The sequence below is a fragment of the Sphingomonas sp. ABOLH genome (assembly GCF_003951715.1).
Classification (GTDB): Bacteria; Pseudomonadota; Alphaproteobacteria; order Sphingomonadales; family Sphingomonadaceae; genus Sphingomonas; species Sphingomonas hankookensis_A.
This window is the reverse complement of sequence record NZ_QQWV01000005.1, coordinates 97,302-122,899: the sequence shown is the minus strand read 5'-3', so window position 1 is coordinate 122,899 and position 25,598 is coordinate 97,302. Positions and strand designations below refer to the sequence as shown.

Sequence of the window (25,598 nt, the reverse complement as noted above, 5' to 3'; positions counted from 1 at the left end):
GCGGCCCCCTTTCATGCATGGGATTTTGAAGTTGACCCCTGACAAGGACGCGCGCGTGGAGACATCCGGCGGAACTACTGGTGGCGGCGGTACGATCCAGGCGAGCCTGGGCGGCCGCTATGCGACCGCGCTGTTTGACCTCGCCCGGCAGCAGGGCCAGCTGACGGCTGTCGAATCGAGCCTGAAGACGGTGTCGTCGGCCATGACCGAGTCGGCGGACCTGTCGGCGCTGGTGAAAAGCCCGCTGGTCGGCCGCGACGACGCGGCCCGCGCCATTGCCGCGCTGGTCCCGGTGCTGGGCCTCGACCCGCTGACCGCCAATTTCCTCGGCGTACTGGCGCAGAATCGTCGCCTGGGCGACCTGCCCGCGATCATCCGCGCGTTCCGCGACCTCGCCGCCCGTTCGCGGGGCGAGACCAATGCGGAAGTCGTTTCGGCCCACCCGCTGGACGATTCTCAGGTCGACGCGCTCAAGCAGCAGCTGCGTCACCGCGTCGGCCGCGAGGTCGCGATCGACCTGAAGGTCGACCCCACTCTCCTTGGCGGACTGGTCGTGAAGATCGGCAGCCAGATGATCGATAGCTCGATCAAGACCCGACTGAACACGCTCGCGCACGCGATGAAAGGCTGAACATGGATATCCGCGCCGCAGAAATCTCGAAGGTCATCCGCGACCAGATCGCCAATTTCGGCACCGAAGCGCAGGTTTCGGAAGTCGGCCAGGTGCTGTCGGTCGGTGACGGCATCGCCCGCATCCACGGGCTCGACAACGTCCAGGCGGGCGAAATGGTCGAGTTCGGCGGCGGCATCCAGGGCATGGCGCTGAACCTCGAAGCCGATAACGTCGGCGTCGTGATCTTCGGATCGGACTCGTCGATCAAGGAAGGCGACACCGTCAAGCGCACCGGCACCATCGTCGACGTTCCGGTCGGCAAGGGCCTGCTGGGTCGCGTGGTCGATGGTCTGGGTAACCCGATCGACGGCAAGGGGCCGATCGTTTCGGAACAGCGCGCCCGCGTCGACGTGAAGGCGCCGGGCATCATCCCGCGCCAGTCGGTCAGCGAACCGATGCAGTCGGGCCTGAAGGCGATCGACGCCCTCGTGCCGGTCGGCCGTGGCCAGCGCGAACTCATCATCGGCGATCGTCAGACCGGCAAGTCGGCGGTCGCGATCGACACCTTCATCAACCAGAAGACGGCGAATGCCGGCTCGGATGAATCCAAGAAGCTGTACTGCGTCTATGTCGCGGTCGGCCAGAAGCGCTCGACCGTCGCCCAGCTGGTGCGCACGCTCGAAGAAAACGGCGCGATGGAATATTCGATCGTCGTCGCCGCAACCGCGTCGGACCCGGCTCCGCTGCAGTACCTTGCGCCCTACACCGGCACCGCGATGGGCGAATATTTCCGCGACAACGGGATGCACGGCCTGATCGTGTTCGACGATCTGTCGAAGCAGGCGGTCGCCTATCGCCAGATGTCGCTGTTGCTGCGCCGTCCGCCGGGTCGCGAAGCCTATCCGGGTGACGTGTTCTACCTGCACAGCCGCCTGCTGGAGCGCGCCGCCAAGATGTCGGACGCCAATGGCGGCGGCTCGCTGACCGCGCTGCCGATCATCGAAACCCAGGCGGGCGACGTGTCGGCCTATATCCCGACCAACGTGATCTCGATCACCGACGGCCAGATCTTCCTCGAAACCGACCTGTTCTTCGCCGGCATCCGCCCCGCGATCAACGTCGGCCTCTCGGTCAGCCGCGTGGGTTCGGCCGCGCAGACCAAGGCGATGAAGAAGGTCGCGGGCAGCATCAAGCTGGAGCTGGCCCAGTATCGCGAAATGGCCGCCTTCGCGCAGTTCGGCTCGGACCTCGACGCGTCGACGCAAAAGCTGCTGAACCGCGGTGCGCGTCTGACCGAGCTGCTCAAGCAGGCGCAGTTCTCACCGATGCCGTTCGAGGAGCAGGTCGCGTCGATCTTCGCCGGCACGCAGGGCTATCTCGACACCGTTCCGGTGAACGACGTCGTCCGCTACGAACAGGCGATGCTGTCGGATCTGAAGGCGAACCACCCGCAGGTGCTGGCCAAGATCCGCGACACCAAGGATCTGGGCGACGAGGCGAAGTCGGGGCTGAAGGCCGCGCTCGACCAGTTCGCGAAGACCTTCGCGTAACCATCAGGCCCTCTCCCCTCCAGGGGAGAGGGTTGGGAGAGGGGCGAGCGGGACCGTCGTTGCGACAGCCCCCTCTCCCCGACCCTCTCCCCGCAGGCGGGGAGAGGGAGTAGGGAAGACAAATGGCTAGTCTCAAGGCCCTGAAACTGCGCATCGGCTCGGTGAAGTCGACGCAGAAGATCACCAAGGCGATGAAGATGGTCGCCGCCGCCAAGCTGCGCCGTGCGCAGGAGGCGGCCGAGGCCGGTCGCCCCTATGCCCAGCGGGTCGAACAGGTCGTCGCCAGCCTGGCGAGCACCGCGCAGATCACCGAGGGCAGCTCGCCGCTGCTCGCCGGCACCGGCCGCGATCAGGTTCACCTGTTCGTCGTCGCGACGTCGGACAAGGGGCTGGCCGGCGCGTTCAATTCGAACATCGCCCGTCTCGCCCGTCGTCGTGCGCTCGAGCTGCAGGCCGAGGGCAAGACCGTCAAGTTCCTGACCATCGGTCGCAAGGGTCGCGCGGTGCTGGCCCGCCAGTTCCGCGACGGGTTCGTCCATGCGGTCGAGCCGGGCGATCTGGGCAAGCTGACCTTCGCCGATGCGAAGGGCTATGCCGACGACCTGATCCGCCGCTACGAAGCGGGCGAGTTCGACGTCGCGCACCTGTTCTACGCCACGTTCAAGACGGTACTGACGCAGGAGCCGACCGAGCAGCAGCTGATCCCGGTCAAGATTCCCGACGCGACCAAGGCGCCGGCCGCCGACGCGGTGGTCGAATATGAGCCGAGCGAGGAAGCAATTCTCGACAGCCTGCTGCCGACCAACATCGCGGTGCAGATCTATCGCGCGATCCGCGAGAATGCGGCGTCGGAGCAGGGGTCGAAGATGACGGCCATGGACAATGCCACGCGCAATGCGGGCGACCTCATCAACCGCCTGACCATCGAATATAACCGCACCCGCCAGGCCGCGATCACGACCGAACTGGTCGAGATCATCTCGGGCGCCGAAGCGCTGTGATCCGCCGTGCCGTCCTGCTGGCGCTCGTCGCCATGCTGGCCGGCTGCGGTCAGCCTGCTGCCGACAAGGCGGCGGAGAAGCCGCGCGCGACGCCGACGCCGTTCGTCACCGGCGGCTGGGCGACGGTGCTCGGCGACGCGCCGCGCACGATCGAGCTGCTGAACGGCATGGGTTTCCGCCTGTCGGCCTATGCGCCGGAGGGCGGCGCCTTCGTCGCCACGGCGCAGCCGACGCCGATGGCCGACCCGTCGATCAAGCCGGTCAATACCGCCAACCTGAGCGTGACCGGCGATGCCCAGCGGATCGGCGAATTGCGCTTCACGCTCGACATCGTGAACCTCGATTCCAGCCCGTTCGCGAAGGACCAGTTCATCCGCTGGGTGAACCGGCCGCTGGCATCGATGGCGCTGCCGGGGCAGGATGTCGTCGAAAAGGCGATCCGTACCGAAAGCCCCGCCTCGGGCAACCTGCCCGGCGCGGACTATACAGTTACCCGTGAACCGATCGACGGCGGACGTCGCCTGATCGTGACCTTTACCCGTCCCGGCCGCCAAGCCGGGGACAGCCACCCGAGGAACCCGTAATGGCAACCGCCGCAGACACCTACGCCCCGCAGGGCAGCACCAACAATACCGGCCGCATCAGCCAGGTGATCGGCGCGGTCGTCGACGTGACGTTCGACGGCGAACTGCCCGCCATCCTGTCGGCGCTCGAAACCGACAATAACGGCAACCGGCTGGTCCTCGAAGTCGCGCAGCATCTGGGCGAGAACACCGTCCGCACGATCGCGATGGACGCGACCGAAGGCCTGACGCGCGGTCAGTCGGTCAAGGACACCGGTTCGCAGATCCGCGTTCCGGTCGGCCCGAAGACGCTCGGCCGCATCCTGAACGTCGTCGGCGAGCCGATCGACGAGCGCGGGCCCGTCGGCGCGGAAACCACCGCCCCGATCCATGCCAAGGCGCCGGAATTCGTCGACCAGTCGACCGAGAGCGCGATCCTCGTCACCGGCATCAAGGTCATCGACCTGCTCGCCCCCTACGCGAAGGGCGGCAAGATCGGCCTGTTCGGCGGCGCGGGCGTCGGCAAGACGGTTCTCATTCAGGAACTCATCAACAACATCGCCAAGGGCCATGGCGGCACGTCGGTATTCGCGGGCGTCGGTGAGCGTACCCGCGAGGGCAACGACCTGTACCATGAATTCCTCGACGCGGGCGTCATCGCCAAGGATGCCGAGGGCAATCCGACGAGCGAGGGGTCGAAGGTCGCGCTGGTATACGGCCAGATGAACGAGCCGCCGGGCGCCCGCGCGCGCGTCGCGCTGTCGGGCCTGACGATCGCCGAATATTTCCGCGACGTCGAAGGGCAGGACGTGCTGTTCTTCGTCGACAACATCTTCCGCTTCACCCAGGCGGGCTCGGAAGTGTCGGCGCTGCTCGGCCGCATTCCCTCGGCGGTGGGCTATCAGCCGACGCTGTCGACCGACATGGGCGCGCTGCAGGAACGCATCACTTCGACCAACAAGGGCTCGATCACCTCGGTGCAGGCGATCTACGTCCCCGCGGACGATTTGACCGATCCGGCGCCGGCGACCTCGTTCGCCCACCTCGACGCGACGACCGTGCTCAACCGCGCGATCTCGGAACTCGGCATCTATCCGGCGGTCGATCCGCTCGATTCGACCAGCCGCGTTCTCGAACCGCGCACGGTCGGGCAGGAGCATTACGACACGGCGCGCGCCGTGCAGTCGCTGCTCCAGCGCTACAAGTCGCTGCAGGACATCATCGCCATCCTCGGCATGGACGAGCTGAGCGAAGAGGATAAGGTCACGGTCGCCCGCGCCCGCAAGATCCAGAAGTTCCTCAGCCAGCCGTTCCACGTCGCCGAAGTCTTCACCGGCATCAGCGGCAAGTTCGTCGCGCTGGAAGACACGGTGAAGTCGTTCAAGGCGGTCGTCGAAGGTGAATATGACCATCTGCCGGAATCGGCCTTCTACATGGTCGGCGGCATCGACGAGGTCGTCGCCAAGGCGCAGAAGATGGCGCAGGACGCGTAATTCGATCTCCCTCTCCCCGCTTGCGGGGAGAGGGTCGGGGAGAGGGGCAGTCGGAACCTCTCGGCCGAAACCCCCTCTCCCCTGCCCTCTCCCCTGAAGGGGAGAGGGAGTGAGGTTCTAACTATGCTGCACTTCGAACTCGTGACCCCCGAAAAGCTGGTGCGGTCGGAATCGGTCTATATGGTCACCGTACCGGGCACCGAAGGCGACTTCGGCGTGCTGGAGGGCCATGCCCCGTTCATGTCGACGATCCGTGACGGCGACGTCCTGATCCAGCGCTCCGAAAAGGGCGAGGCGGAACGCATCGCGATCCGTGGCGGCTTTGCGGAGGTGACCGCCAAGGGGCTGACGATCCTCGCCGAACAGGCCGGGTAACGGCTTTCCGGTATCGGGTTAAGGCGGACGCCGCGTCGGACCGAGGTTCGGCGCGGCGTTCGTGTTTTGGGCTAGCGGTCGAGGGACACATTGCCCCCCTTCGTCACCCCGGGCTTGACCCGGGCTCCCGCTTTGTTGCGGCGGCTCGAAGAAGAAGCGGGACCCCGGATCAAGTCCGGGGTGACGTTGAGAATGGGTCAGACGTCAGGTTTCCCGCACCGCCCTACCCACGCGGATGCGCATTCCGGTACACGTCCAGCAAATGCGCGGCATCGACCGCCGTATAAATCTGCGTCGACGACAGGCTGGCATGGCCCAGCAACGCCTGCAGCGAGCGCAGGTCCGCGCCGCGCCCTAGCAGATGCGTCGCGAAGCTGTGGCGCAGCGCGTGGGGACTGGTGCGGTCGCCCAACCCCAGCGCGACGCGCGCGGTGCGCACCGCCTTGCGCACCACGCCTGCGTCAAGCGGGCCGCCCTTCGCCCCCCGGAACAGCGGCGCATCGCGCGCGGTGCCCCATGGTTGCTGCGCGACATAAGCCTCTACCGCCGCACGGACCGGCGGCAGCAGCGGCACCATGCGCGTCTTGTCGCGCTTGCCGGTCACGACCAGCGTCTCGCCGAGCGGCAGCACGCAACCGGTCAGCGACAGCGCCTCGCCGATGCGCAGGCCGGCACCGTAGAGCAGCAGCAGGATCGCCCAATCGCGCGCGCCGATCCATGGCTCGGCGGCAGCATCGGCTACTTCTTCAGCCAGCGCGACGGCGTCGTCGGGCGAAATCGGGCGGGGAACGTTCTTCGCGACGCGGGGACCACGCAGCGGCGGTGCTTCGCCCCCGGTAAAAGCGATGAAGGCCCGCACCGCCGACAATTCGCGCGCAGCGGCGGCATTACCCAAGCCCTGCTCGCGGCGATGGGCGAGGAAGGCGCGCAGGTCGGCGGCGGTGAGGTGATGCAGCGCGGCGGCATCAACCGCCCCGCCCCAATGCCCCTGCAGGAAGGCGATCAGCCGTTCGGCGGTCGCGGCATAGGCCCGGACGGTATGCGTCGATCGGCGACGGTCGCGGGCGAGATGGGTGGCGAAAGCCAGCGGCAGCGGCTGCGTCATGGCCGAATGATAGCGCCATGCCGCAGCCGCTGTCGAACCCGGATCAGCCGATCTTCTGGCCCGACTTGGCCCAATCGGCCATGAAGCCTTCGATGCCCTTGTCGGTCAGCGGATGCTTGACCAGCGCGCGGATGACCGACGGCGGGGCGGTCATCACATCGGCGCCGAGCTTGGCCGATTCGAGGACGTGGATCGGATGCCGGACGCTGGCGACGAGGATTTCGGTGCCGAAGTCGTAATTGTCATAGATCAGACGGATGTCGCTGATCAGCCCCATGCCGTCGAAGCCGATATCGTCGTGACGGCCGACGAAGGGCGAGACGAAGGTCGCGCCGGCCTTGGCGGCCAGCAACGCCTGGTTGGCCGAGAAGCACAGGGTGACATTGACCATCGTGCCGTCGTCGGTCAGTGCCTTGCAGGTCTTCAGGCCATCGATGGTCAGCGGCACCTTCACCGCGACATTGTCGGCGATCTTGCGCAGGATTTCGGCCTCGCGCATCATGCCTTCATGGTCGAGCGCGACCACTTCGGCCGATACCGGCCCGGGGGTGATCGAGCAGATTTCGGCGACCACTTCGAGGAAGTCGCGCCCCGACTTGTGGATCAGCGACGGGTTGGTGGTGACGCCGTCGAGCAGGCCGGTATCGGCCAGTTCGCGGACGTCGTTGGTATCGGCGGTGTCGACGAAGAATTTCATGGGACTCGGGTTCCTGGCGGATGGAGGCGATGCGCGCCCCATCGCGCATCGCCGCCGCCGGGGCAAGGTTTGCCGGGGATGACAAGGAGACACGCTACGTCACCCGGGACTTGATCCGGGGTAACGAAAACGACTGGTGTCATCTCAGCACGAGCCCGCCCCTTTTCCTAGCGCTCGCGATTCAGTATTTGCGCGCGCATGACCGCGCCGAAACCCGAATGGGCCCCCCACGCCGCCGTATGGATCGGCTATCCCAGCCATGCCGAACTCTGGCTGGAGGACCTCGACCCCGCCCGCGACGAAGTCGTCGCCTTTGCCCGCGCCGTCCATGCCGACGGCCGGGGTGAAAAGGTGCTGCTGGTCGCCGCCGATATCGAAGCCGCCGACGATGCGCGGCAGCGCGCGCCGTTCGCCGAGGTCATCATCGAACCGTTCGGCGATATCTGGCTGCGCGATACCGGCCCGATCATCGATGGCGAGGGCACCGCGCGCTGCTTCGGCTTCAATGGCTGGGGCGGCAAATACGACCTGCCCGGCGACGATGATATCGGCCTGCGGCTGGCGCGCGAGCGCGGCCTGCCGGTCGCCGAGCATGACTGGATCGTCGAAGGCGGCGCGCTGGACGGTGACGGCACCGGGCTGGTCGTGACGACCGAACAATGCCTGCTCAACCGCAACCGCAATGTCGATTTCCACCGCACGGATGCCGAGACGCGGCTGCGCGAGGATCTGGGCTATGACCGGGTGCTGTGGCTGGGCGACGGGTTGCTCAACGACCATACCGATGGCCATGTCGACAATCTCGCCCGCTTCGTCGGGCCGAACCGGCTGGCGATCCCGGAAGCGGCGGAGAACGACCCGAACTGGCGCATCTATCAGGACGCTGCCGCCCGCGCGAAGGCGTTCGGCGTGGAGGTGGTGCTGGTTCCCTCGCCCGGCCGCGTGCTGTCGCCGGATGAGGAGATCATTCCGGGCAGCCACATGAATTTCTACATCGGCAATGCCGCGGTGGTCGTACCGCTCTACGGCACCGGGACCGACGATGCGGCCGTCGCGGCCTTTGCCGAGCTCTTCCCGAACCACGAAGTCGTGGGCCTGCGCGCCGATCATATCCTGACCGGCGGCGGCAGCTTCCACTGCATCAGCCAGCAGATTCCGGCGGCTTGATCGCGTTTGCGCTCCGCACCGCGCTGTCCGGGCTGATCGTCGCCGCCGTGGCGCTGATCGCCCGGCGCAGTCCGGCGGCGGGGGCGCTGGTCGCGTCGCTGCCGCTGGTCTCGCTGCTCGGCATGATCTGGCTGTGGCGCGATACGGGCGATGCGGTGCGGCTGGCGACCCATGCGGAGGCGACCTTCTGGTATGTGCTGCCCTCGCTTCCCATGTTCCTGATCGTGCCCGCGCTGCTGCGGCACGGCATCGGCTTCTGGTGGGCGCTCGTCGCCGGTTGCGGTGTCACGATCCTGCTGTATCTGGCCATTATCCCCGTTGCCGCCCGTTTCGGCGTCACGCTTTAGGACCGTCCATGACCGACATCACCGTTGCCGCGCTCCAGCTCGGCTTCACCGCCGATATCGACCGCAACATCGCCAATGTCTCGGCGCTCGTCCGCGAAGCCGCGGCCAGGGGCGCGCAGGTCGTGCTGCCGCCCGAACTGTTCGAAGGCGAATATTTCTGCCGCATCGAAGACGAAGGGCTGTTCGCCAACGCCAAGCCGGTGGCCGAGCACAAGGCGGTGCGCGCGATGCAGGAACTCGCCGGCGAACTGAAGATCGCGATCCCGACCAGCTTCTTCGAACTGGACGGCCATCATCATTACAACAGCCTGGCGATGATCGACCCCGATGGCCGCATCCAGGGCGTGTATCGCAAGAGCCACATCCCCGACGGGCCGGGGTACGAGGAAAAATTCTATTTCCGCCCCGGCAATACCGGGTTCAAGGTGTGGGACGGCCCGGCGAAGCTGGGCGTCGGCATCTGCTGGGACCAATGGTACCCGGAAACCGCGCGCGCGCTGATGCTGATGGGGGCGCAGGTCCTGTTCTTCCCGACCGCGATCGGCAGCGAACCGCACGACACCAGCCTCGACACCGCGCGGCTGTGGCGCCGGGCGATGGTCGGCCACGCCGTGTCGAACGTCGTGCCGGTCGTCGCCGCCAACCGGGTCGGCACCGAACATGGCCAGACCTTCTACGGGACGTCGTTCATCACCGATGAGCGCGGCGACATCGTTGCCGAACTCGACCGCGAGGAGGAGGGCGTCATCACCGCGACCTTCGACCTCGACCGGGTAAAGCGCCACCGTGCGGCGTTCGGATTCTTCCGCGACCGCCGGCCGGAGCTGTACGGGCGGCTGGTGCAGGACATCTGAACCGTCCGGTCTGACTGGACGTCATCCCGGCGAAGGCTAGAATCTCTCGGGAATGGGCGGGACAAGAGCCGCGCCAGGCCCCAGCCTTCGCTGGGGCGACGAATTTGGTCGGATCAATCCTGGAACGATGGCGCGCGCCGTTCCATGCCGGCGCGCACCGCCTCCACCTGATTGGGCTTGCCGAGCAGCGCCTGTTGCTCGGCGCTCTCCGCAGCGAGGATCGTCGCGGCATCCGCTTCGTCGGCCAGGTTCGCCATCCGCTTGGCCGCACGTGCCGCATCCGGGCTGCGTGCGGCGATCGCGCGGGCGAGGACTATAGCCGCCCCGTGCGGGTCGTCGGCCAGTCGCGTGACGAAGCCGGCACGCACCGCCTCTTCCGCCGTGAACTCGCGCGCGGAAAAGGCCAGTTCCCTGAGCAGATCGCTCCGCACGTCACGCCACAGCGCAAAGCCGGCCATGTCGGCGACCAGGCCCCATTTGGCTTCGAGGATCGAGAAGCGGGTGTCGGGTGCGGCGATCTGTATATCGGCGCCGGCCATGATCTGCATCCCGCCGCCGAAGGCGAGGCCATGCACCGCAGCGATCACCGGCATGGGCAGCGTCCGCCAGCCCCAGGCCACCTGCTGCACGCGATTGGCGATGCCATGGCTGCGCGTCGCAAGGTCGATGCCCGCCGCGCCGGCCGCCATGCTCGCCATGTCCAGCCCGGCGCAAAATGCCCGCCCCTCCCCCGACAACACCACACAGCGCATCGATGAATCGCGCAGCGTATCGATTGCGTCGATCAGCGCATCGAACATTTCCAGATCGATCGCATTCATCCTGTCGCCGCGCGTCAGCCGCACATCGGCAATGCCGTCGACCGTCGAAATCGTCACCCGCGTCATGCGGCACCCCTCATCCCGTTTTGTTTCGGGACCTATGCTATCGATCGTCGCCGGCCGGCGATAGTTGCCACGACACGTCCCCCAGCCGGTAGCCCCGGCCGCGATCAGTGTGCAGCATCGGCGGACCGGCCGCATCGAGCTTCGCGCGCAGCCGCGACATCTGCACCTGCACGACATTGGTGCCGGGATCGAAATCCCGGTCCCATAGCGCACGCAACAGCGCCGTACGCGACACCGCGCGGCCAGCATGTTCGGCCAGATGCAGCAACACCGCATATTCGCGCGGCAACAGATGCAGTCTAGTGCCTCCGCGCCACACCCGGTGCGCGGCGCGGTCGATAGTCAGGTCGCCGATGGTCAGCAGCCCGTCGCGGCGGCTGTCGCGCAGCAGCGCCAGCATCCGTGCGACGATCTCGACCGGGTGCGCGCGTTCCAGCACCGCATCGTCGGCGCCCGCATCCAGCCCGGCGGCCAGCGCATCGGCATCCTCGACCAGCAGCATCGCGCGCACCGACCGTTCGCCGCCACGTACCGTCCGCAGCCGCCCCGGCGCGCACCCCTCCCCCCGGTGCCAGCGCGCCAACCGGACCGGGGCATGGGGCGCCTCGGGCAGCGAGCGCAGCACGATGCCCCGCCGACGCGCCGGAACGACCAGCGCGGGAACCGGATCAAGGGCGACGACGACATGCATCGACGACACCCTACCCGCCCATCGCCAGCCGCTTAGGACAACCGCGTCCGATCCGGATCGATCTGTGCCAGCAGCTGTCGGGCATGGCCGGCGATCCGCCGCGACGGGTCGTCCGCCGCGCGCTCCAGCGCGGCCAGCGGATCGGGTCCGGACCGGACCAGCGCGTCGAGCACGGTGATCCGCATCCGGTCGCACGGGTGGCGCGTGGCAAAACTCTCGGCGAGGTCGAGCGCGTCGGGCAGGTCAGCCCCGACGGCCAGCGTCACCAGCGCCTCCGCCGGCGTCGAGGTCAGCACCTGCGCGATGCTGTTGCTGCGAATGTCGAAGCGATATTGGTCGAGCCAGGGCTGAGCCGCGTCATAGCCCAGGATGTTGAGCGATACCGAAAAGGCATCGGGCGGCAGCTGGACATGCACGTCGTCGCGCATCCGGTAGAGCAGCACCTTGCCCGGATCGAGCCGCGAGCGCCCGACATGGCGCAGACCCGCCGGTTCGCCGATGCTGCCGTCGATGGCGGTGACGTCGTAGCGGTAATCGTCGCTCCAATAGCCCGGCCCATGATAGCCGACCGTCAGGAACGGGAAATTATGGTCGTGCGGCAGGTCGTAGAAATAGGCGCCCCGCCCGCCGGCCCGGAGCGCGCGATCCTGCGCCGCCGGCCAGAAATTCGCACGCAGAACGAAGCGGCCATCAGGCGGGCGCAGCAGCAACACCTGTGCACCATAGGCATTGCCGTCGACCTGCCCGCGGCACCGCTGTTTGAGTTCGGCCAGCGCGAGTTCGCCAAGGAAGGTCCGGTTGCGCCCGAGCCGGGCGAGTGCCGGGCCAAGCGACGCGAACGCCTCCTCGTCGCGCACATCGACCGGTTCGGTGGCGAGCAGGTCGACCAGATCGTCCAGCCCGATCGCATCGCCACTGCCCGGGTCGATCACCCGTGCCATGCCGCCCCCATGCGCGCTTCCACCACCGGCAGCATCGCCTGGGCCGCTGATCGGACGTCGGGGTGCGGATCGTCGGTCATCGCGCGCAGCCGGGGCAAGGCGGCACGCGCATCGCAGGCCAGCCATTCGCGCATCGCGTCCCAGCGCACGAAGAAGGCGGGGTCGCGCGACAGCGCGTCGAACACCTCTTCGTCCGCCTGTCCCAGTTCGCGCAACAGCGTCAGCAGCATCGTGCTGCGCGCCGCCGCGTCGTCCAGCGTCGCCACGCGCACCAGCCCACCGCCCGCCCGGTCATATTCGCGCATGAACGGCGCGGCACCGTGGCGCAGCGTGATCGTCACCGACACGATGGGGCCGACCGGTTCGACCAGCAACATCGCGTCGGTCCGTCCGTCCAGCCGCACCACTGCGCCATCGGCCAGGGGCTGCACCGCCAATGGCCGCGCCGGTGCGGCGATGGCACCGTGCCAGCCATCGTCGATCGCGTCGGCCCGCCATCGCCACAGCCGGGCCTCGCCCCCGCGCAGGTAGCGCGTCCACGACACCCGCCCGCCAACGACGACGGTATCGGGCATGACGCGGGCCGCCGGGGCAAGGTGGTCGATCACCGCCATCGTCACGCTGGCAGCCGCCGTCTCGACCAGCACCATGCCGGTGCGCAATGCGTCGCGCTGGCTCTTGAACGGCGGTTCAAGCAGGGGATCGTCCCGCAGCCTTGCGATCCACGGGGCGAGCAGGGCACCGACCCAGCCGGCATCCTGCACCAATGCGCACGCAGCGGCCTCTCCCTCGGCCAGCGTCGTCACATCGGCGAAGCGCGCCGTTACCGCCCGAACCGCCGCATCGTCGGTCCAGTCGCGCGCCACCGCGAGCGACCGCTCCCGCGCCGCCGCGATCGCATCGCGCAACTGTCCATCGATCGGTGCCGGCATCTCAGTTCGGATACATCTCGTACACCAGCATCGCGACGGCGATGATATATTCGAACACCTGATCGCCCGACGCCTCCGCCACGCGGATCGCGCCGGTCGTCGCAACCTGCGTTCCCAGATCGACGATCTCGGCAAGTGGGATGGTGACGATCGGCATGTTCTTCCCCCCGTGACGCGACGGTCGTGCGCCGCGAGCGGGATCCTATGGCCGTGCCGGCCCAAGCCATAGTTACAAGGCTGTTATGGTAGGCCGCTTCATTCCGGCCGCGTTCCGCCCTATGGACCGGAGCATGACTGCCCCCGCCCCTTCGCCCGGCTTCGATCCGGCCCGCTTCTTTTCCGCACGGATCGGCGGGCATGGCACGCGGCTGGGCATCGGATATCAGGCGCATGGCGCCGATTGGTGCGAATTGCTGCTGCCGTTCCGCCCCAACCTGATCGGCGATCCGGCGCGCGGCGTGCTGGCATCGGGACCGATCCTGACGCTGATGGACATGGCGACCAGCGTCGGGGTGTGGCTGAAGCGTGGCGCGTTCCTGCCCCATGCCACGCTCGACCTGCGGATCGATTATCTGCGCCCGGCCACGCCAGAGCGGACCGTCGTCGGGCGCGGCGAATGCTACCGCGTCGCGCGGCAGGTCGCGTTCGTGCGCGGCATTGCCCATGACGGCGACCCGGACGATCCGGTGGCGCATGTCGCGGGCACCTTCATGTTGCTGGACTCGTTCGCATGACCGTGTCGCCCTATGCCGAACTGCTCGGCCTGACCTTCGGCACCGATAATCGCGGCCATCCGCTGGTGACGATGGAGTTCGCCCACGACCTGCTCGGCCGCCCCGGCTTCCTGCATGGCGGCGCGATCGGCGGGATGCTGGAAATGGCGGCATGGGCCACGCTCCGCGCCGCGCTGGGTGAAGAGCAAACGGTCATCAAGCCGATCAACGTCACCATCGACTATATGCGCGGCGGGCGCGAGCGGACGACCTTCGCCGCCGGCGAGGTGACGCGGCTGGGTGGGCGCATCGCCAATGTCACGGCGATCGCATGGCAGGACGACCGCGACCGCCCGATCGCCGGAGCGCGGCTGAACTATCTGCTGAAGCGCTGAATCTACCCGGATATTTTCGCCGGCCGCGATAGTTGTGCGACATTTGGACCGTAGTGGCCCTGTTACCGCAGATGGCGGGCAGGGTGTGGAAGGAATGCGCATGGCGCGGTGGACGTTACTGATACTGGCGCTGGGCACCGCGCCCGGCGCATGGGCGGCACAGACCGCGCCCACCACCCCCGCCCCCGCAACCGCGCAGAGCCAGACCCCCGAACCGGTCGAACCCGGATCGGGGGGCGCCGGCGGCACCGACACCGAAAGCGACGCGGAAGAGATCGTCGTCACCGGCCGCCTGCCGCCCGGAACGGTGCCGGGCGACATCAAGCCCGAATTGCAGCTCTCCCCTGCCGACATCCGCTCCTATGGTGTCAGCTCGGTCGCCGAACTGGTCACCGAACTCGCTCCGCAATTGCAGTCGGTCCGCGGCGGCCAGCCGGTGTTCCTCGTCAATGGCCGCCGCTCGGCCGGTTTCCAGGAAATTCGCGACCTGCCGACCGAAGCGATCCTGCGCGTCGACATCCTGCCCGAGGAAGTCGCGCTCAAATATGGCTATCGCTCGGACCAGAAGGTCATCAACTTCGTGCTGCGCCCGCGCTTCCGCAGCTATACCGGCGAGTTGCAGGGCGGCGCGCCGACCGATGGCGGGTCGAGCAACTTCGAGGTCGAGGGCGGTCTGGTCCGCATCGACCAGGACAAGCGCTTCAACCTGAACCTGCAGGCCGAAACCACGTCCAACCTGCTGGAAAGCGAACGCGGGATCATCCCGAACACCAGCGGCACACCCTTCGACCTGCGCGGCAACGTGACCTCGACGGTCAGCGGCGCGCCGGTCGATCCGACACTCAGCGCGCTGGCGGGCACGCCGGTCATCGTCGCGGCAGTACCGACGGGCACGCCGACGCTGGCAGGCTTTGCGGCCGGGGCGAACAATCCGAACATCACCGACACCACGCCGTTCCGCACCCTGACCGGCGCAACCGACCGGCTTTCGGCGAACGGCGTCTATGCGCGCAGCATCTTCGGCAATGTCGCCGCGACCGTCACGACGCGGGTCGAACATACCCGCACGGAATCGCTGCTGGGCCTGCCCGGCGTCTCGCTGACATTGCCGGGCAATACGCCCTTCTCGCCCTTTGCCAGCGACGTGATCGTCCGGCGCTTCGCCGATACCGATCCGCTGATGCGCAATGCCGAGACGACGACGGCCAATGCCGCGCTGGCGCTGAACGGCGATATCGGCCGGTGGCGCTGGACGGTGAACGGCAATTACGACCGGACCGAAACCAGCACCCGCACCGAACGCGGCGTCGATGTGTCGGACGTCCAGAGCGCGGTGACCGCCGGCGCGTTCAGCCCGTTCGGCGATCTGGGCAACCTGATCCGCACCGCCGACCGCGCGAAATCGGTGTCGAGCGCGGCCGGGCTGAACGCGCTGATCGCTGGGTCCCCCTTCTCGCTGCCCGCCGGCGACGCCAATAGCAGCATCCGGGTGGCGGCGACGACGACCGACTTCACCAGCGATTCGCTGCGTGCCGGCATCGCCAATTCGACCAGCCTCGGCCGCGATACCGCGTCGATCCGCGCCAATATCGACCTGCCGATCGCCAATGCCGCACGCGACGTGCTGTCGGCGCTCGGCCGGCTGTCGCTCAACGCCAATGCGGAGGTCGAGCAGCTGTCGGACTTCGGCACGCTGACGACGCTCGGCTATGGCATCAACTGGCAGCCGATCACCGCGATCCGCCTGCTGGCGTCGGTCAGCCACGAAGAGAACGCCCCGACGCAGCAGCAGCTGGGCAACCCGCTCATCACCACGCCTTTCGTCCGGACGTTCGACTATGTCAGCGGCACGACGGTCGACGTTACCACCATCACCGGCGGCAATCCCGACCTGGTGTCGAGCGACAGCCGGGTCATCAAGCTGGGGTTGAACGTGAAGCCGTGGACCGAGCGCGATATCTCGCTCCAGTTCGACTATACCGACAGCCGGATCGACAATCCGATCCAGAGCTTCCCGGCGATCACCGCCGATATCCAGGCGGCGTTTCCCGACCGGTTCGTGCGCGGTGGCACGCTGTTGAGCGTAGACACGCGTCCGATCAACTTCGCCCGCGCCGACAGCAGCCAGCTGCGCTGGGGCATCAATTTCTCGAAGCGGGTGACGACCGCGCGCTCGCGCCAGTTCGAGGCACTGCGCCAGCAGCGGATGGAACAGCGCCGTGCGGCACGCGAAGCAGCGGAAGCCAATGGCGCGCCGCCGCCGGGCGATGCACCGCCACCGCCGCCGCCGGGTGAAGGTCGCGGCCCCGGTGGCGAAGGCCGCGGTCCGGGTGGTGAAGGCCGCGGTCCGGGTGGTGAAGGCCGCGGTCCGGGTGGCGGACGCGGCTTTGGCGGTCCCGGCGGCGGAGGCTTCGGCGGACGCGGCGGCGGTGGTGGCGGCGGGCGGATCTGGGCCAGCCTGTACCATACGGTCGCCCTCACCAACACGATCCTGATCCGGCCGGGCCTGCCCGAGCTGGACCTGCTCAACGGATCGGCGATCAGCGACACCGGTGGCCAGCCGCGCCATCAGGTGCAGTTCAATAGCGGCTATACCCGCGATGGCATCGGTTCGCGGCTGGTGGTCAACTGGCAGTCGGGAACCGAGGTCGATGGCGGTGCGGCCGGCGCGACGCAGCGGTTGAACTTCGGCAGCCTCGCCACGGTCGGGCTGCGGCTGTTCGCCGATCTGGGCCAGCAGCCCGCATTGGTCCGCAACAATCGCTGGCTGCGGGGGTCGCGGATCAGCCTGGGCATCGACAATCTGTTCAATGCGCGGCAGCGTGTGACCGATGCCAGTGGCGTGGTGCCGATCAATTACCAGCCGGGCTATCTCGACCCCAATGGTCGCGTCATACGGCTGACGTTCCGGAAGCTGTTCTTCTAAAGTCGGGTCGACATACAGACCGTACCCCCGCGCAGGCGGGGGGCCAGGGCCAAGCGCGACAAACGTCGCTTATGACGCTCCTGGACCCCCGCCTGCGCCGGGGTACGGGGGTCAGGTTCTACTAAAGGAAATTCCTGTCCCGGCACGCCCCCCTCAATGCGCCGGCGTCTCCCGGCCCGGCCGCGGCACGTCGGCGCGGTCGGCGGGGCCGCTGTCGATGCTGGCCATGCGCGAGCCGCCAAAGCCTTCGGTCGCCTGATAGAGGAGCGTGATTGCCACGCGGCGGTTGCGCGGGTCGTACGGGTCCTTGGCGATCATCGGCTCGCGGTCGGCCACGCCCTCGATCCGTTCGAAGCGGCGTTCGCCGACGCCTCCCATGGCTAGGCGGCGACGCGTCGCCTCCGCCCGGCCCGACGACAGCATCCAGTTGTTCATGTCCTGCGGCCGGCCATAGGCGACGGCATCGGTATGCCCCCGGATCATGATCGTGTTGGGCAGGTCGCGGACCGTCTGCGCGATCAACGCCATCAGCTTGGCCGCTTCGGGCGCCATTGCCGTGGTGCCCAGCGCGAACATCGAATAATCGGCATTGTCGACCAGGTCGATCCGCACCCCGTCGCGCGTCGGCACGAAGCGGACGTTGCGTGCCAGCTTGCGCAACTCGCCGTTGGTGGCGAGCTTGCGCGCCAGTTCGCGCTTCACGCGCTCGAACGCCTTCTTGTCGGACTGGGTCAGTTCGGACTTGTTCTTCAACCGGCCCTTGTCGCCCGCCCCTTCCTTCGCACCGCCATTGGCGTCGACGGGAATGGTCAGCGACCGGGTGCCGGTCTGCGCGGCGCGATGGGGATAGCTGTCCTGGTCGACGATCGATTCGCCGCCGAACAGCCCGTTCGATCCGGCGGCGCCCGCCTTCACCTCGACCAGGGTCGGTGCGAAGAAGTCGGCCAGCCCCTTGCGCTGCTTCTCGGTGGTCGCGCCCAGCAGCCACATCAGCAGAAAGAACGCCATCATCGCCGTCACGAAGTCGGCATAGGCGACCTTCCATGCACCGCCGTGATGGCCGCCATGGCCCTCGGCGATGATCTTCTTGACGATGATGACGGGGGGCGGCTGGTTATTGCCGTGCGGTGCCTTCGCCATGGATCAACGCCCGCGCAGGCCGTCAAAGACTTCGGCGAACCCCGGCTGGTTGTGGTGCGGAATGCCCGAGCGCGCCGCTTCGATCACCAGCGGCTGCGGATGGCCGTGGAGCGAGGCGATGATGATCTGCTTGACGGTGTGATAGATGGCGGCGTCGGCATCGATCACCTGCTGCAACCGGCCGGCCAGCGGCCCGACCAGACCATAAGCGAGCAGAATCCCGAGGAAGGTGCCGACCAGCGCCGACCCGATCATGCCGCCCAGGATCGAGGGCGGCTTGTCGATCGACCCCATCGTCTTCACCACGCCCAGCACGGCGGCGACGATGCCGAGTGCGGGCAGCGCGTCGGCCAGCCCCTGCAGCGTCGCCTGCGGGCCCTGTTCCTCGTGATGGTGGGTCTTGATGGCGTTGTCCATGACCTCCTCGACAGCGTGCACGTCCAGCGTGCCCGACGATACGACGATCAGGCGCAGCGTGTCGGCGATCAGGTTGATGAGCGTATGGTCCTTCATCAGCCGCGGATATTCGCTGAACACCGACGACGATTTCGGGTCCTCGACATGCGGTTCCAGCGCGATCGGCCCTTCGGCGCGCAGCATCTTCATCAGCTTGGACACCAGGAAGATCGCGTCGAGATAATCCTGCTTCTTGTATTTGGGCCCCTTCAGCACCTTCATGAAGCCGCTGCCCATGCCCTTCAGCTCACGGCCCGAATTGCCGATGATGAGCGCGCCGACCGCCGCACCGCCGATGATGAGCATTTCGTGCGGCAGGGCGTGCAGCACGGGACCGAGCGAACCGCCGGTGAAGGCGAACCCGCCGAACACCATGGCGATAAGGACGACGAAGCCGATGGCCGGAAACATATGGCGCTTGCCCCTGGGTTACTAAATGGCGCCCCGCCGGTCGCGGCGCGTCATACGAAACCCCTTTTGCGCGAGAGACGTCGAGAAATCGTTACCGTGCCCGAATTCAGGGGTCGCACGGCGCAAATCGGTCACTTCAGATAGTTGAAGAGCGACAGGTTCGCGAGCTTCGAGATGGTCGCCTGGGTCGCGTTGAGGATCGTCAGCGTCTTCTGGAACTGCACCGTCATCGTCGCGATATCGACGTCCTCCAGCGAGCTGCGCGCCTCTTCGCGGTCGATGCCGACCGTTTCCAGCTGAGTCGATTCGATCTCCAGCCGCGCCGCGCGGGCGCCGTTGGCGGCGCGGGCGGCGGTGACCTGCGCCTCGGCCGAATCGAGCTTGTTCAGTGCCGAGCTGATCGCCAGCGCATATTTGCTGCGCGCGGCCTCCGCGTCGAACGGTACGGGGGTAGCGGGGTCGGTCGTACCGGCACCTCCGGTCGTACCACCGGTGCCGCCCGTACCTCCGGCCGTGCCGCCCGTACCTCCGGCCGTGCCACCCGTCCCGCCGGTCGTGCCGCCGGCCCCACCCGTCCCGGTCGATCCGGCGGCTTCGGCGGCGGCGGCGGTCAGCGGCATTTCCATCGCCGCCTTCAGGTCGTCGATCAGCTTGAAGATGTCGGTCGCGCCGGTCGCGCCGCCGAAGACGCGGCTGCCATCGATGCCGACCTGGATCTGGCTGGCGTCGCCGATGCGGATCTGCGCCGTCGATTCGACATCGACCACCGTCGCGCCGGTCGCATCGATGCCGGTATATTTGATCGCGCCGTCGGCATCCTTGGCAAAGGCGACGTCGCCCAGGCCGCCGAAAATCGCATGGCCGCGCACGTCGCGCGTGTTGGAAAGCGCCAGCAGCCCTTCGCGCAGCTGGCCCAGTTCGGTCGCGATCGACATACGATCGGCATCGTTCAGCGTTTCGGTGCCGGCCCGGGTCGCCAGTTCGCGGACGCGGACCAGCCGGTCGTCGACATTGCCGAGCGCCGTGTCGGCCTGTGCCAGCAAGCCGCGCGACAGGGTAATGTTGGCGCGAAAGGCCGTCGCGTCCGCCTCGTCCTTCTTGATGCCGCCCAGCATCATCCACGCGGTCGAATCCTGCGACGCGACGTTCAGCTTCTTCGTCGCCAGTTCGCTCGTATAGCGGTTCAGATCGGCGTTCAGCCGCGACATCTGCGCGGCGGAGCGGTTATAGAAGCTGGCGGTGGAGATCTGCATGCTACGTCCTATCGGATCGCGAGAATCGCATCGAGCGTCTCGCGCGCGACCTGGATCACGCGGCTGGACGCCTGGTACGCCTGCTGGAACTTCATCAGGTTGACCGCTTCCTGATCGAGATTGACGCCCGCCGACATGTCGCGGGCATCGATCGCGGAATCGCGGATCGACCCCTGCGCCTCCGCCACGGTCTTGCGCGCGGCCAGCGCCGACCCGTTGCTCGACTGCAACGCGACCAGCTGCGTTTCCCAGGCACCCGCGCGCCGTGCCTCGGCCAATATGCCCAGGTTGCCGCTGTCGCGCGGCCCCTTGCCGACCCGTGCCGCCGCGATCCTGCTCGCATCGTCGAACGCCAGAGTGACGCGGCCATCCGCGTCGATGGCGAACATCTTGTTGGCGTCGCCGGTATTGCCCTTGAGGTCCTCGCCCTGGGTCAGCGCGCCGTTCACGCCATCGACGAACTTCTGCGCGAGGTCGCGGACGTCGGCGCGCATTTCCTTGATACGCTGCGCACCGTCGATCATGCCGGCCGTCGTTCCGCCGCGCGGGCTGAGCACGGTTTCCTTCCCGTCGCGCATCGCGGCAAAGACCGGCACGCCGCTGTCGTCGTCACGCCACACCCGCACGGTCGATGCCTGGATGCCGTGGACCAGTGGCGGGGTATCCCCCGCCCCCGCGCGGACGGTGACGCGGCCGACCGGATCGAACTGGACGTCGATGTCGATCATCTCGCTCATTTCGTCGAGCGTCCGGTCGCGCTGGTCGAGCAGCTGCGCCTCGCCGACCGATCCGCGCGCGACGCGTGCCAGCCCGTCGTTGATGCGGGCAAGGGCGGCGGCGTTGTTCGAAAGCTTTTCGGCGACGTTGCCGGCCATCGCGTCGAGATTGGTCGCCGCATCGTCCAGCGCCTTGATCGTGCCGGAAAAGGACTGAGCGACGCTTTCGGCCTCCTCCATCATCGCCTGGCGCGGTGCATCGGCCGAGGGGTCGGACGACAGGGTCGTCGCGGCGTTGAAGAACGAGGTCATGCGCGTGGTCAGCGCGCGGCTGCCCAGCGCATCCTCGATCCGTTCCATCCATACGATGCCGCCATCGCTGCGCGACACGTCGGAGGTCGTCTGGCGGACATCCGCCGATCGGAAGGCATCGGCGGAACGCGCGATGCCGGCAACGGTCACGCCGCTGCCGGTCAGCTGCACCGACGACCCCACGCCGATTTCGGCGAGCGTGGTCGTGCGGCGCACATAGCCGGGGGTGCCGGCGTTCGCGATGTTATCCGACGTGGTGGTCAGCGCCGACTGATAGGCCCTGACGCCGCTCGCCCCGATCGACAGCAGGTCGCTCATCCGCTCTTCCCTTCAGAGGGGTTAACGGCAGATTGCGGTGCGGCTTGCGTCGAATTGACGGTATCCGCCTCGGTAACCTTGTTTGCCTTCGCGAGAAACTCGGTCATCGCCTTCCCGATCCCCATCGGCGTCGTCACCGCCATGTTCTCGGCGAGCTTCTGGTCCCACATGTCGCGGAACTGGGTACCGGCCTTGTTCTCGAACAGGCCGTCGGCGAGCTTCGCCTGCCGCATGGATTTCAGCATCATGCCGGTGAAGACCGCTTCGAACCGTTCGCCTGCGGCCTTCAGGTTCCTGTCGGTGCCCAGGCGGCTGGTGTCGACCCCGATGCCGGTCGTCGCGCCGATCACGCTCACAGGACCACCAGCTCGGCCTTCAGGGCACCCGACTCCTTGAGCGCCTCGAGGATCGCGACCAGATCGGCCGGCGACGCGCCGATCGCGTTGATCGCCTTCACGACGTCGGCGAGCTGCGGTCCGGGTGCCAGCAGGAACATCGGCTTGACTTCCTGCTCGACGGTCACACCGCTCTTCTGTTCGAGCGCGGTCTGACCCTGGCTCAGCGGCGCGGGCTGGCTGACGCGCTGGTTCTCGTCGATCTTCACGGTCAGCTTGCCATGCGTGACCGCGGATGGCGCCAGCCGGACTGCAGAGCTGATGACGATCGTCCCGGTACGGGCGTTGACGATGACGCGTGCCGCCGTTTCGGCCGGCTGGACCGGAAGATTCTCGACCTCGCTCATCAGCATCGACCGGGTATCGGCACCCGGCGCCGCGCGCATCGCCACCGATACCGCGTCGATCGCGGTCGCGGTGCCGGCGCCGAAGCGGCGGTTGATCGCGCTCGCGACATTCTGCGCCGTCGTGAAGTCGGCCTGCGCCAGGTTGAAGGTCAGCGTCGGCGCGGTGGCGAAGCCAGTGTCGACCGTGCGTTCGACCGTCGCCCCGTCGGGGATGCGACCGGTCGAGGGGATGTTGACTACGATCTTCGACCCGTCGGCGCCTTCGGCACCCAGACCGCCGACCGCGAGATTGCCCTGCGCCATCGCATAAATCTGCCCGTCGGCACCCATCAGCGGGGTCATCACCAGCGCACCGCCGCGTAGCGACTTGGCCTTGCCCATCGAGGCGACGGTGACGTCGATCCGCTGGCCGGGCTTGGCGAAGGCGGGCAGTTCGGCGGTGATCATCACCACCGCGGCATTCTTCAGCCCCGGGTTGATCCCCTGCGGCAGTTGCAGCCCCATGCGCGACGTGATCGCCTTCACCGACTGTACGGTGTATTCGAGATTGTCGTCACCGGTGCCGGGAAGCCCGACGACGATGCCATAGCCGGTCAGCTGGTTGGACCGGATGCCCTGGAAGCGGCCGAGGTCCTTGACCCGTTCCGCCGAAGCGGGCTGGACCATCAGGAAGGCGGCGGCGAGGATGGCGAATAGGAGGCGCATGGGCTGTCCTAGAACGGGCTGACGACCTGGAAGAAGCGGCTGAGCCACCCCTGCCGGCTGGCGCGGGCGACATCGCCCTTGCCGGTGTAGGAAATGCGGGCATCGGCGACGCGGGTCGACGGCACGCGGTTGTTGGCATCGACATCGGCCATGCGGACGATGCCCCTGATCGCGACGAATTCGTCCCCGCGATTGAGCGTCACCTGCTTGCGGCCCTGCACCAGCATCGTGCCGTTAGGATAGACTTCGGCGATCGTCACCGACAGTTCGCCCGACAGCGCGTTCGTCTGGTCGGCCGATCCGCCGCCGTTGAAGTTGCGCTTGCCCGATGCCGACGCGATGTTCGGGTCGAACGACAGCGGCCCGACCGATGGCGGCGTGATGCCGAAGCCGCCGCCGCTGTCCAGCTTCGAACCGGCCGACTTGGACGCGCTGGTGCGTTCGACCAGCACGATCGTCAGCGGGTCGCCGACCTTCTTGGCGCGCCAGCCTTCGTACAGGGCGGCATAGCCCTGATCCGCCTGAAAGATCGCACCGGTCGCGACGACCGTGGCCACCGGCGGCGCGGGGCGCGATGCCGAATAATCCTCGGGCGGCAATTTCCTGCCGAACAGGGGGCGGGCGGTTGCCGGCATTGCCGCCAGCACGACCGCGGCGAGCGCGAGGCTGCGCACGGCTTCAGATGTTCTGGTTGACATATTTCAGCATCTCGTCGGTGGCCGAGATCATCTTCGAATTGACCTCATAGGCGCGCTGCGTCTCGATCATGTCGACGAGTTCCTCGACGACGTTGACGTTCGAACCCTCCAGCATCCCCTGGCGGATGCGAGCCCGGCCATCGAGGCCGGCGACGCCGGTCTGCACCGCACCCGATGCACCGGTTTCGATCAGGAAATTGTCGCCGATCGGCTGCAAACCGGCCGGATTGGCGAAGGTCGACACCTGGATCTGGCCGATCGGCGTCGCTTCGGTCTGGTTCGGGATCGTCGCGCTGACCGTGCCGTCACCGCCAATGGTGATCGAGGTCGCCCCCTCGGGCAGGGTGATGCCGGGCATCACCTGATAACCCTCGGTCGTGACCAGCATGCCCTCTGGCGAGCGGCTGAAATTGCCGGCGCGGGTATAGCCGAGCTGGCCGCCGGGCAGCTGCACCTGGAAGAAGCCGTCGCCTTCGAGTGCCATGTCGAGCGTGTTGCCGGTCGACGACAGCGATCCCTGCGTCTGGATGCTGGCGGTGCCCTGGATCTTGACGCCGGTGCCGAGGTTCAGGCCGGTGGCATAGCGCGATTCCGCGGTCGAGGCGGCGCCCTGTGCAGTCACGATCTGGTAGCTCAGCGCCTCGAACGAGGCGCGGTCGCGCTTGAACCCGGTCGTGTTGACGTTCGCCAGGTTGTTCGAGATGACACGCATGCGCGTGTCCTGCGCGTCCAGCCCGGTGCGGGCGATATGGAGTGCGGCATTGGCCATCGTGTCTTCTCCTTAACTCTGGACGCGCATCAGGTTGGCGGAGGATTCATCCATCTCCTTCGCCTGCTTCAGCATGCCCGCCTGCACTTCGTACGACCGCTGGTTCTCGATCATGTCGACCAGCGCCTGCGTCATGTTGACGTTCGACTGTTCGAGCGAACCCGAACGGACCTTGGCGGTCATGTCGCCGGGCAGGACGCCGCCGCCGCGGACGTGCAGCAGATTGTCGATACCCTTGACCGTCTGGCTGCCCGCCGTGCTCGCCAGCTTGATCTGGCCGATTTCCTGGTCCGGCGTGCCGGCGGGTGCGCCCTGCGGCACGATCATCACCCGGCCATCGGCGGTGACGGAAATCGCCTGGTAGGGCGGCACGGTGATCGGTCCGGTCGCGCCCATGACCGGCAAGCGATCGCCGGTTTCCAGCGTGCCGGCGGCAGAAACCTGCAGGTCGCCGCGGCGGGTATAGGCTTCGGTGCCGTCCAGCGCCTGCACCGCCATCCAGCTGTCGCCTTCCATCGCGATGTCGAGCGGGCGGCCGGTCGCGAGGATCGCGCCGGCCCGCCGGTCCATGTCGCGCACTTCCTCTGACGAGGGCGAGCGGGATTCGAGTTCGCCGTTCTTGCCCTTCAGCAACAACTGTTCGAAATCGACCTTGTCCGCGCGATACCCGATGGTCGAGGCGTTCGCGATGTTGTTCGCGATCGTCGCCTGCGACGCCATGTGGCCGCGCAACCCCGACATTGCGGTATAGACCAGCCGGTCCATCGAAACCTCCCAAGTATGACCCTCGCTACACAGCAAGGGTCATGCCAGTTTCATGGGTTATGC

The 25,598-nt window shown here is 67.3% G+C and carries 28 protein-coding genes; 12 read left to right on the top strand and 16 right to left on the bottom strand.

All coding sequences use genetic code 11. The annotated features are described in order from the left end of the window. Positions 1–13 precede the first annotated feature (13 nt). The 6 genes from CA237_RS04165 (at position 14) to CA237_RS04140 (ending at position 5,595) form a co-directional block, all read left to right on the top strand. The gene (locus CA237_RS04165; RefSeq protein WP_084401266.1) at positions 14–631 is read left to right on the top strand and encodes a F0F1 ATP synthase subunit delta; all 618 of its coding nucleotides are present in this window, start codon (positions 14–16) and stop codon (positions 629–631) included. Between the two features lie 2 nt (positions 632–633). After that, the gene (gene atpA / locus CA237_RS04160) at positions 634–2,163 is read left to right on the top strand and encodes a F0F1 ATP synthase subunit alpha (RefSeq protein WP_066688204.1); all 1,530 of its coding nucleotides are present in this window, start codon (positions 634–636) and stop codon (positions 2,161–2,163) included. A 122-nt stretch (positions 2,164–2,285) separates the two neighbouring features. Next, positions 2,286–3,164, top strand: a complete 879-nt coding sequence (locus CA237_RS04155) for a F0F1 ATP synthase subunit gamma (protein ID WP_066688203.1) — start codon at positions 2,286–2,288, stop codon at positions 3,162–3,164. Beyond that, the gene (locus CA237_RS04150) at positions 3,161–3,748 is read left to right on the top strand and encodes a hypothetical protein (protein WP_066688201.1); all 588 of its coding nucleotides are present in this window, start codon (positions 3,161–3,163) and stop codon (positions 3,746–3,748) included. The genes CA237_RS04155 and CA237_RS04150 overlap by 4 nt, the downstream gene beginning before the upstream one ends. Beyond that, positions 3,748–5,220 carry a F0F1 ATP synthase subunit beta gene (gene atpD, locus CA237_RS04145; protein ID WP_066688199.1) on the top strand — a complete coding sequence of 491 codons (1,473 nt, stop codon included), beginning with the start codon at positions 3,748–3,750 and terminating at the stop codon, positions 5,218–5,220. The genes CA237_RS04150 and atpD overlap by 1 nt, the downstream gene beginning before the upstream one ends. 123 nt (positions 5,221–5,343) lie before the next feature. Beyond that, positions 5,344–5,595: an ATP synthase F1 subunit epsilon gene (locus CA237_RS04140; protein WP_066688197.1), complete on the top strand. Its 252-nt coding sequence runs from the start codon at positions 5,344–5,346 to the stop codon at positions 5,593–5,595. Positions 5,596–5,818: 223 nt separating this feature from the next. Here the strand turns inward: CA237_RS04140 and CA237_RS04135 are convergent, their stop codons facing one another. Both CA237_RS04135 and fsa read right to left on the bottom strand, forming a co-directional pair. Further along, complete coding sequence (locus CA237_RS04135) at positions 5,819–6,700, bottom strand: tyrosine recombinase XerC (RefSeq protein ID WP_066688195.1); 882 nt, start codon at positions 6,698–6,700, stop codon at positions 5,819–5,821. Positions 6,701–6,743: 43 nt separating this feature from the next. After that, positions 6,744–7,397 (bottom strand): fructose-6-phosphate aldolase, encoded by a 654-nt coding sequence (gene fsa / locus CA237_RS04130; RefSeq protein WP_066688193.1) that lies wholly within the window; start codon positions 7,395–7,397, stop codon positions 6,744–6,746. A 198-nt stretch (positions 7,398–7,595) separates the two neighbouring features. Between fsa and CA237_RS04125 the strand changes: the two genes are divergently transcribed. The 3 genes from CA237_RS04125 to aguB are packed head-to-tail and all read left to right on the top strand — an operon-like array spanning position 7,596 to position 9,765. Continuing rightward, entirely contained in the window at positions 7,596–8,564 is a 969-nt protein-coding gene (locus CA237_RS04125) for an agmatine deiminase family protein (protein WP_066688191.1), read from the top strand. After that, positions 8,561–8,911, top strand: a complete 351-nt coding sequence (locus tag CA237_RS04120; RefSeq protein WP_066688186.1) for a DUF3147 family protein — start codon at positions 8,561–8,563, stop codon at positions 8,909–8,911. Before CA237_RS04125 ends, CA237_RS04120 begins: the two co-directional genes overlap by 4 nt. A gap of 8 nt (positions 8,912–8,919) precedes the next feature. Beyond that, a complete protein-coding gene (gene aguB, locus CA237_RS04115) occupies positions 8,920–9,765 on the top strand; it encodes an N-carbamoylputrescine amidase (RefSeq protein WP_066688183.1) in 846 nt (281 codons plus the stop codon). A 113-nt stretch (positions 9,766–9,878) separates the two neighbouring features. Here the strand turns inward: aguB and CA237_RS04110 are convergent, their stop codons facing one another. The 5 genes from CA237_RS04110 to CA237_RS19570 are packed head-to-tail and all read right to left on the bottom strand — an operon-like array spanning position 9,879 to position 13,373. Beyond that, positions 9,879–10,652 carry a crotonase/enoyl-CoA hydratase family protein gene (locus CA237_RS04110; RefSeq protein WP_066688182.1) on the bottom strand — a complete coding sequence of 258 codons (774 nt, stop codon included), beginning with the start codon at positions 10,650–10,652 and terminating at the stop codon, positions 9,879–9,881. 37 nt (positions 10,653–10,689) lie between these two features. Then, the gene (locus CA237_RS04105; RefSeq protein WP_066688181.1) at positions 10,690–11,343 is read right to left on the bottom strand and encodes a response regulator transcription factor; all 654 of its coding nucleotides are present in this window, start codon (positions 11,341–11,343) and stop codon (positions 10,690–10,692) included. A 32-nt stretch (positions 11,344–11,375) separates the two neighbouring features. Then, complete coding sequence (locus CA237_RS04100; RefSeq protein WP_126013023.1) at positions 11,376–12,284, bottom strand: transposase; 909 nt, start codon at positions 12,282–12,284, stop codon at positions 11,376–11,378. Next, positions 12,272–13,216, bottom strand: a complete 945-nt coding sequence (locus CA237_RS04095) for a hypothetical protein (protein WP_066688178.1) — start codon at positions 13,214–13,216, stop codon at positions 12,272–12,274. The genes CA237_RS04100 and CA237_RS04095 overlap by 13 nt, the downstream gene beginning before the upstream one ends. 1 nt (position 13,217) lies before the next feature. Further along, positions 13,218–13,373 (bottom strand): hypothetical protein, encoded by a 156-nt coding sequence (locus tag CA237_RS19570; RefSeq protein ID WP_157092671.1) that lies wholly within the window; start codon positions 13,371–13,373, stop codon positions 13,218–13,220. A gap of 133 nt (positions 13,374–13,506) precedes the next feature. Between CA237_RS19570 and CA237_RS04090 the strand changes: the two genes are divergently transcribed. The 3 genes from CA237_RS04090 (at position 13,507) to CA237_RS04080 (ending at position 17,250) form a co-directional block, all read left to right on the top strand. After that, positions 13,507–13,950 (top strand): PaaI family thioesterase, encoded by a 444-nt coding sequence (locus tag CA237_RS04090; protein WP_066688320.1) that lies wholly within the window; start codon positions 13,507–13,509, stop codon positions 13,948–13,950. Continuing rightward, positions 13,947–14,324: a PaaI family thioesterase gene (locus CA237_RS04085; RefSeq protein ID WP_066688176.1), complete on the top strand. Its 378-nt coding sequence runs from the start codon at positions 13,947–13,949 to the stop codon at positions 14,322–14,324. Before CA237_RS04090 ends, CA237_RS04085 begins: the two co-directional genes overlap by 4 nt. A 100-nt stretch (positions 14,325–14,424) precedes the next feature. Beyond that, positions 14,425–17,250 carry a TonB-dependent receptor gene (locus tag CA237_RS04080; protein WP_126013020.1) on the top strand — a complete coding sequence of 942 codons (2,826 nt, stop codon included), beginning with the start codon at positions 14,425–14,427 and terminating at the stop codon, positions 17,248–17,250. 153 nt (positions 17,251–17,403) lie between these two features. On the opposite strand, the gene CA237_RS04075 is transcribed toward CA237_RS04080, so the two are convergent. From CA237_RS04075 to flgF, 9 genes are all read right to left on the bottom strand, one after another. Continuing rightward, positions 17,404–18,390, bottom strand: coding sequence for a flagellar motor protein MotB (locus CA237_RS04075; RefSeq protein WP_066688172.1), 987 nt, complete (start codon positions 18,388–18,390; stop codon positions 17,404–17,406). Between the two features lie 3 nt (positions 18,391–18,393). Then, positions 18,394–19,257: a flagellar motor stator protein MotA gene (gene motA, locus CA237_RS04070; RefSeq protein ID WP_066688170.1), complete on the bottom strand. Its 864-nt coding sequence runs from the start codon at positions 19,255–19,257 to the stop codon at positions 18,394–18,396. A gap of 131 nt (positions 19,258–19,388) precedes the next feature. Continuing rightward, complete coding sequence (locus tag CA237_RS04065; protein ID WP_066688165.1) at positions 19,389–20,510, bottom strand: flagellin; 1,122 nt, start codon at positions 20,508–20,510, stop codon at positions 19,389–19,391. Positions 20,511–20,518: 8 nt separating this feature from the next. Next, positions 20,519–21,856 (bottom strand): flagellar hook-associated protein FlgK, encoded by a 1,338-nt coding sequence (gene flgK / locus CA237_RS04060; protein ID WP_066688163.1) that lies wholly within the window; start codon positions 21,854–21,856, stop codon positions 20,519–20,521. Beyond that, positions 21,853–22,206: a rod-binding protein gene (locus CA237_RS04055; RefSeq protein ID WP_232307850.1), complete on the bottom strand. Its 354-nt coding sequence runs from the start codon at positions 22,204–22,206 to the stop codon at positions 21,853–21,855. The genes flgK and CA237_RS04055 overlap by 4 nt, the downstream gene beginning before the upstream one ends. A 2-nt stretch (positions 22,207–22,208) precedes the next feature. After that, on the bottom strand, positions 22,209–23,303 hold the full coding sequence (locus tag CA237_RS04050) for a flagellar basal body P-ring protein FlgI (protein WP_066688156.1): 1,095 nt from the start codon (positions 23,301–23,303) through the stop codon (positions 22,209–22,211). A gap of 8 nt (positions 23,304–23,311) precedes the next feature. After that, positions 23,312–23,938: a flagellar basal body L-ring protein FlgH gene (locus CA237_RS04045; RefSeq protein ID WP_066688318.1), complete on the bottom strand. Its 627-nt coding sequence runs from the start codon at positions 23,936–23,938 to the stop codon at positions 23,312–23,314. A 43-nt stretch (positions 23,939–23,981) separates the two neighbouring features. Continuing rightward, positions 23,982–24,770 (bottom strand): flagellar basal-body rod protein FlgG, encoded by a 789-nt coding sequence (gene flgG, locus CA237_RS04040; RefSeq protein WP_066688155.1) that lies wholly within the window; start codon positions 24,768–24,770, stop codon positions 23,982–23,984. 12 nt (positions 24,771–24,782) lie between these two features. Beyond that, the gene (gene flgF, locus CA237_RS04035) at positions 24,783–25,535 is read right to left on the bottom strand and encodes a flagellar basal body rod protein FlgF (protein WP_066688154.1); all 753 of its coding nucleotides are present in this window, start codon (positions 25,533–25,535) and stop codon (positions 24,783–24,785) included. Positions 25,536–25,598: the final 63 nt, after the last annotated feature.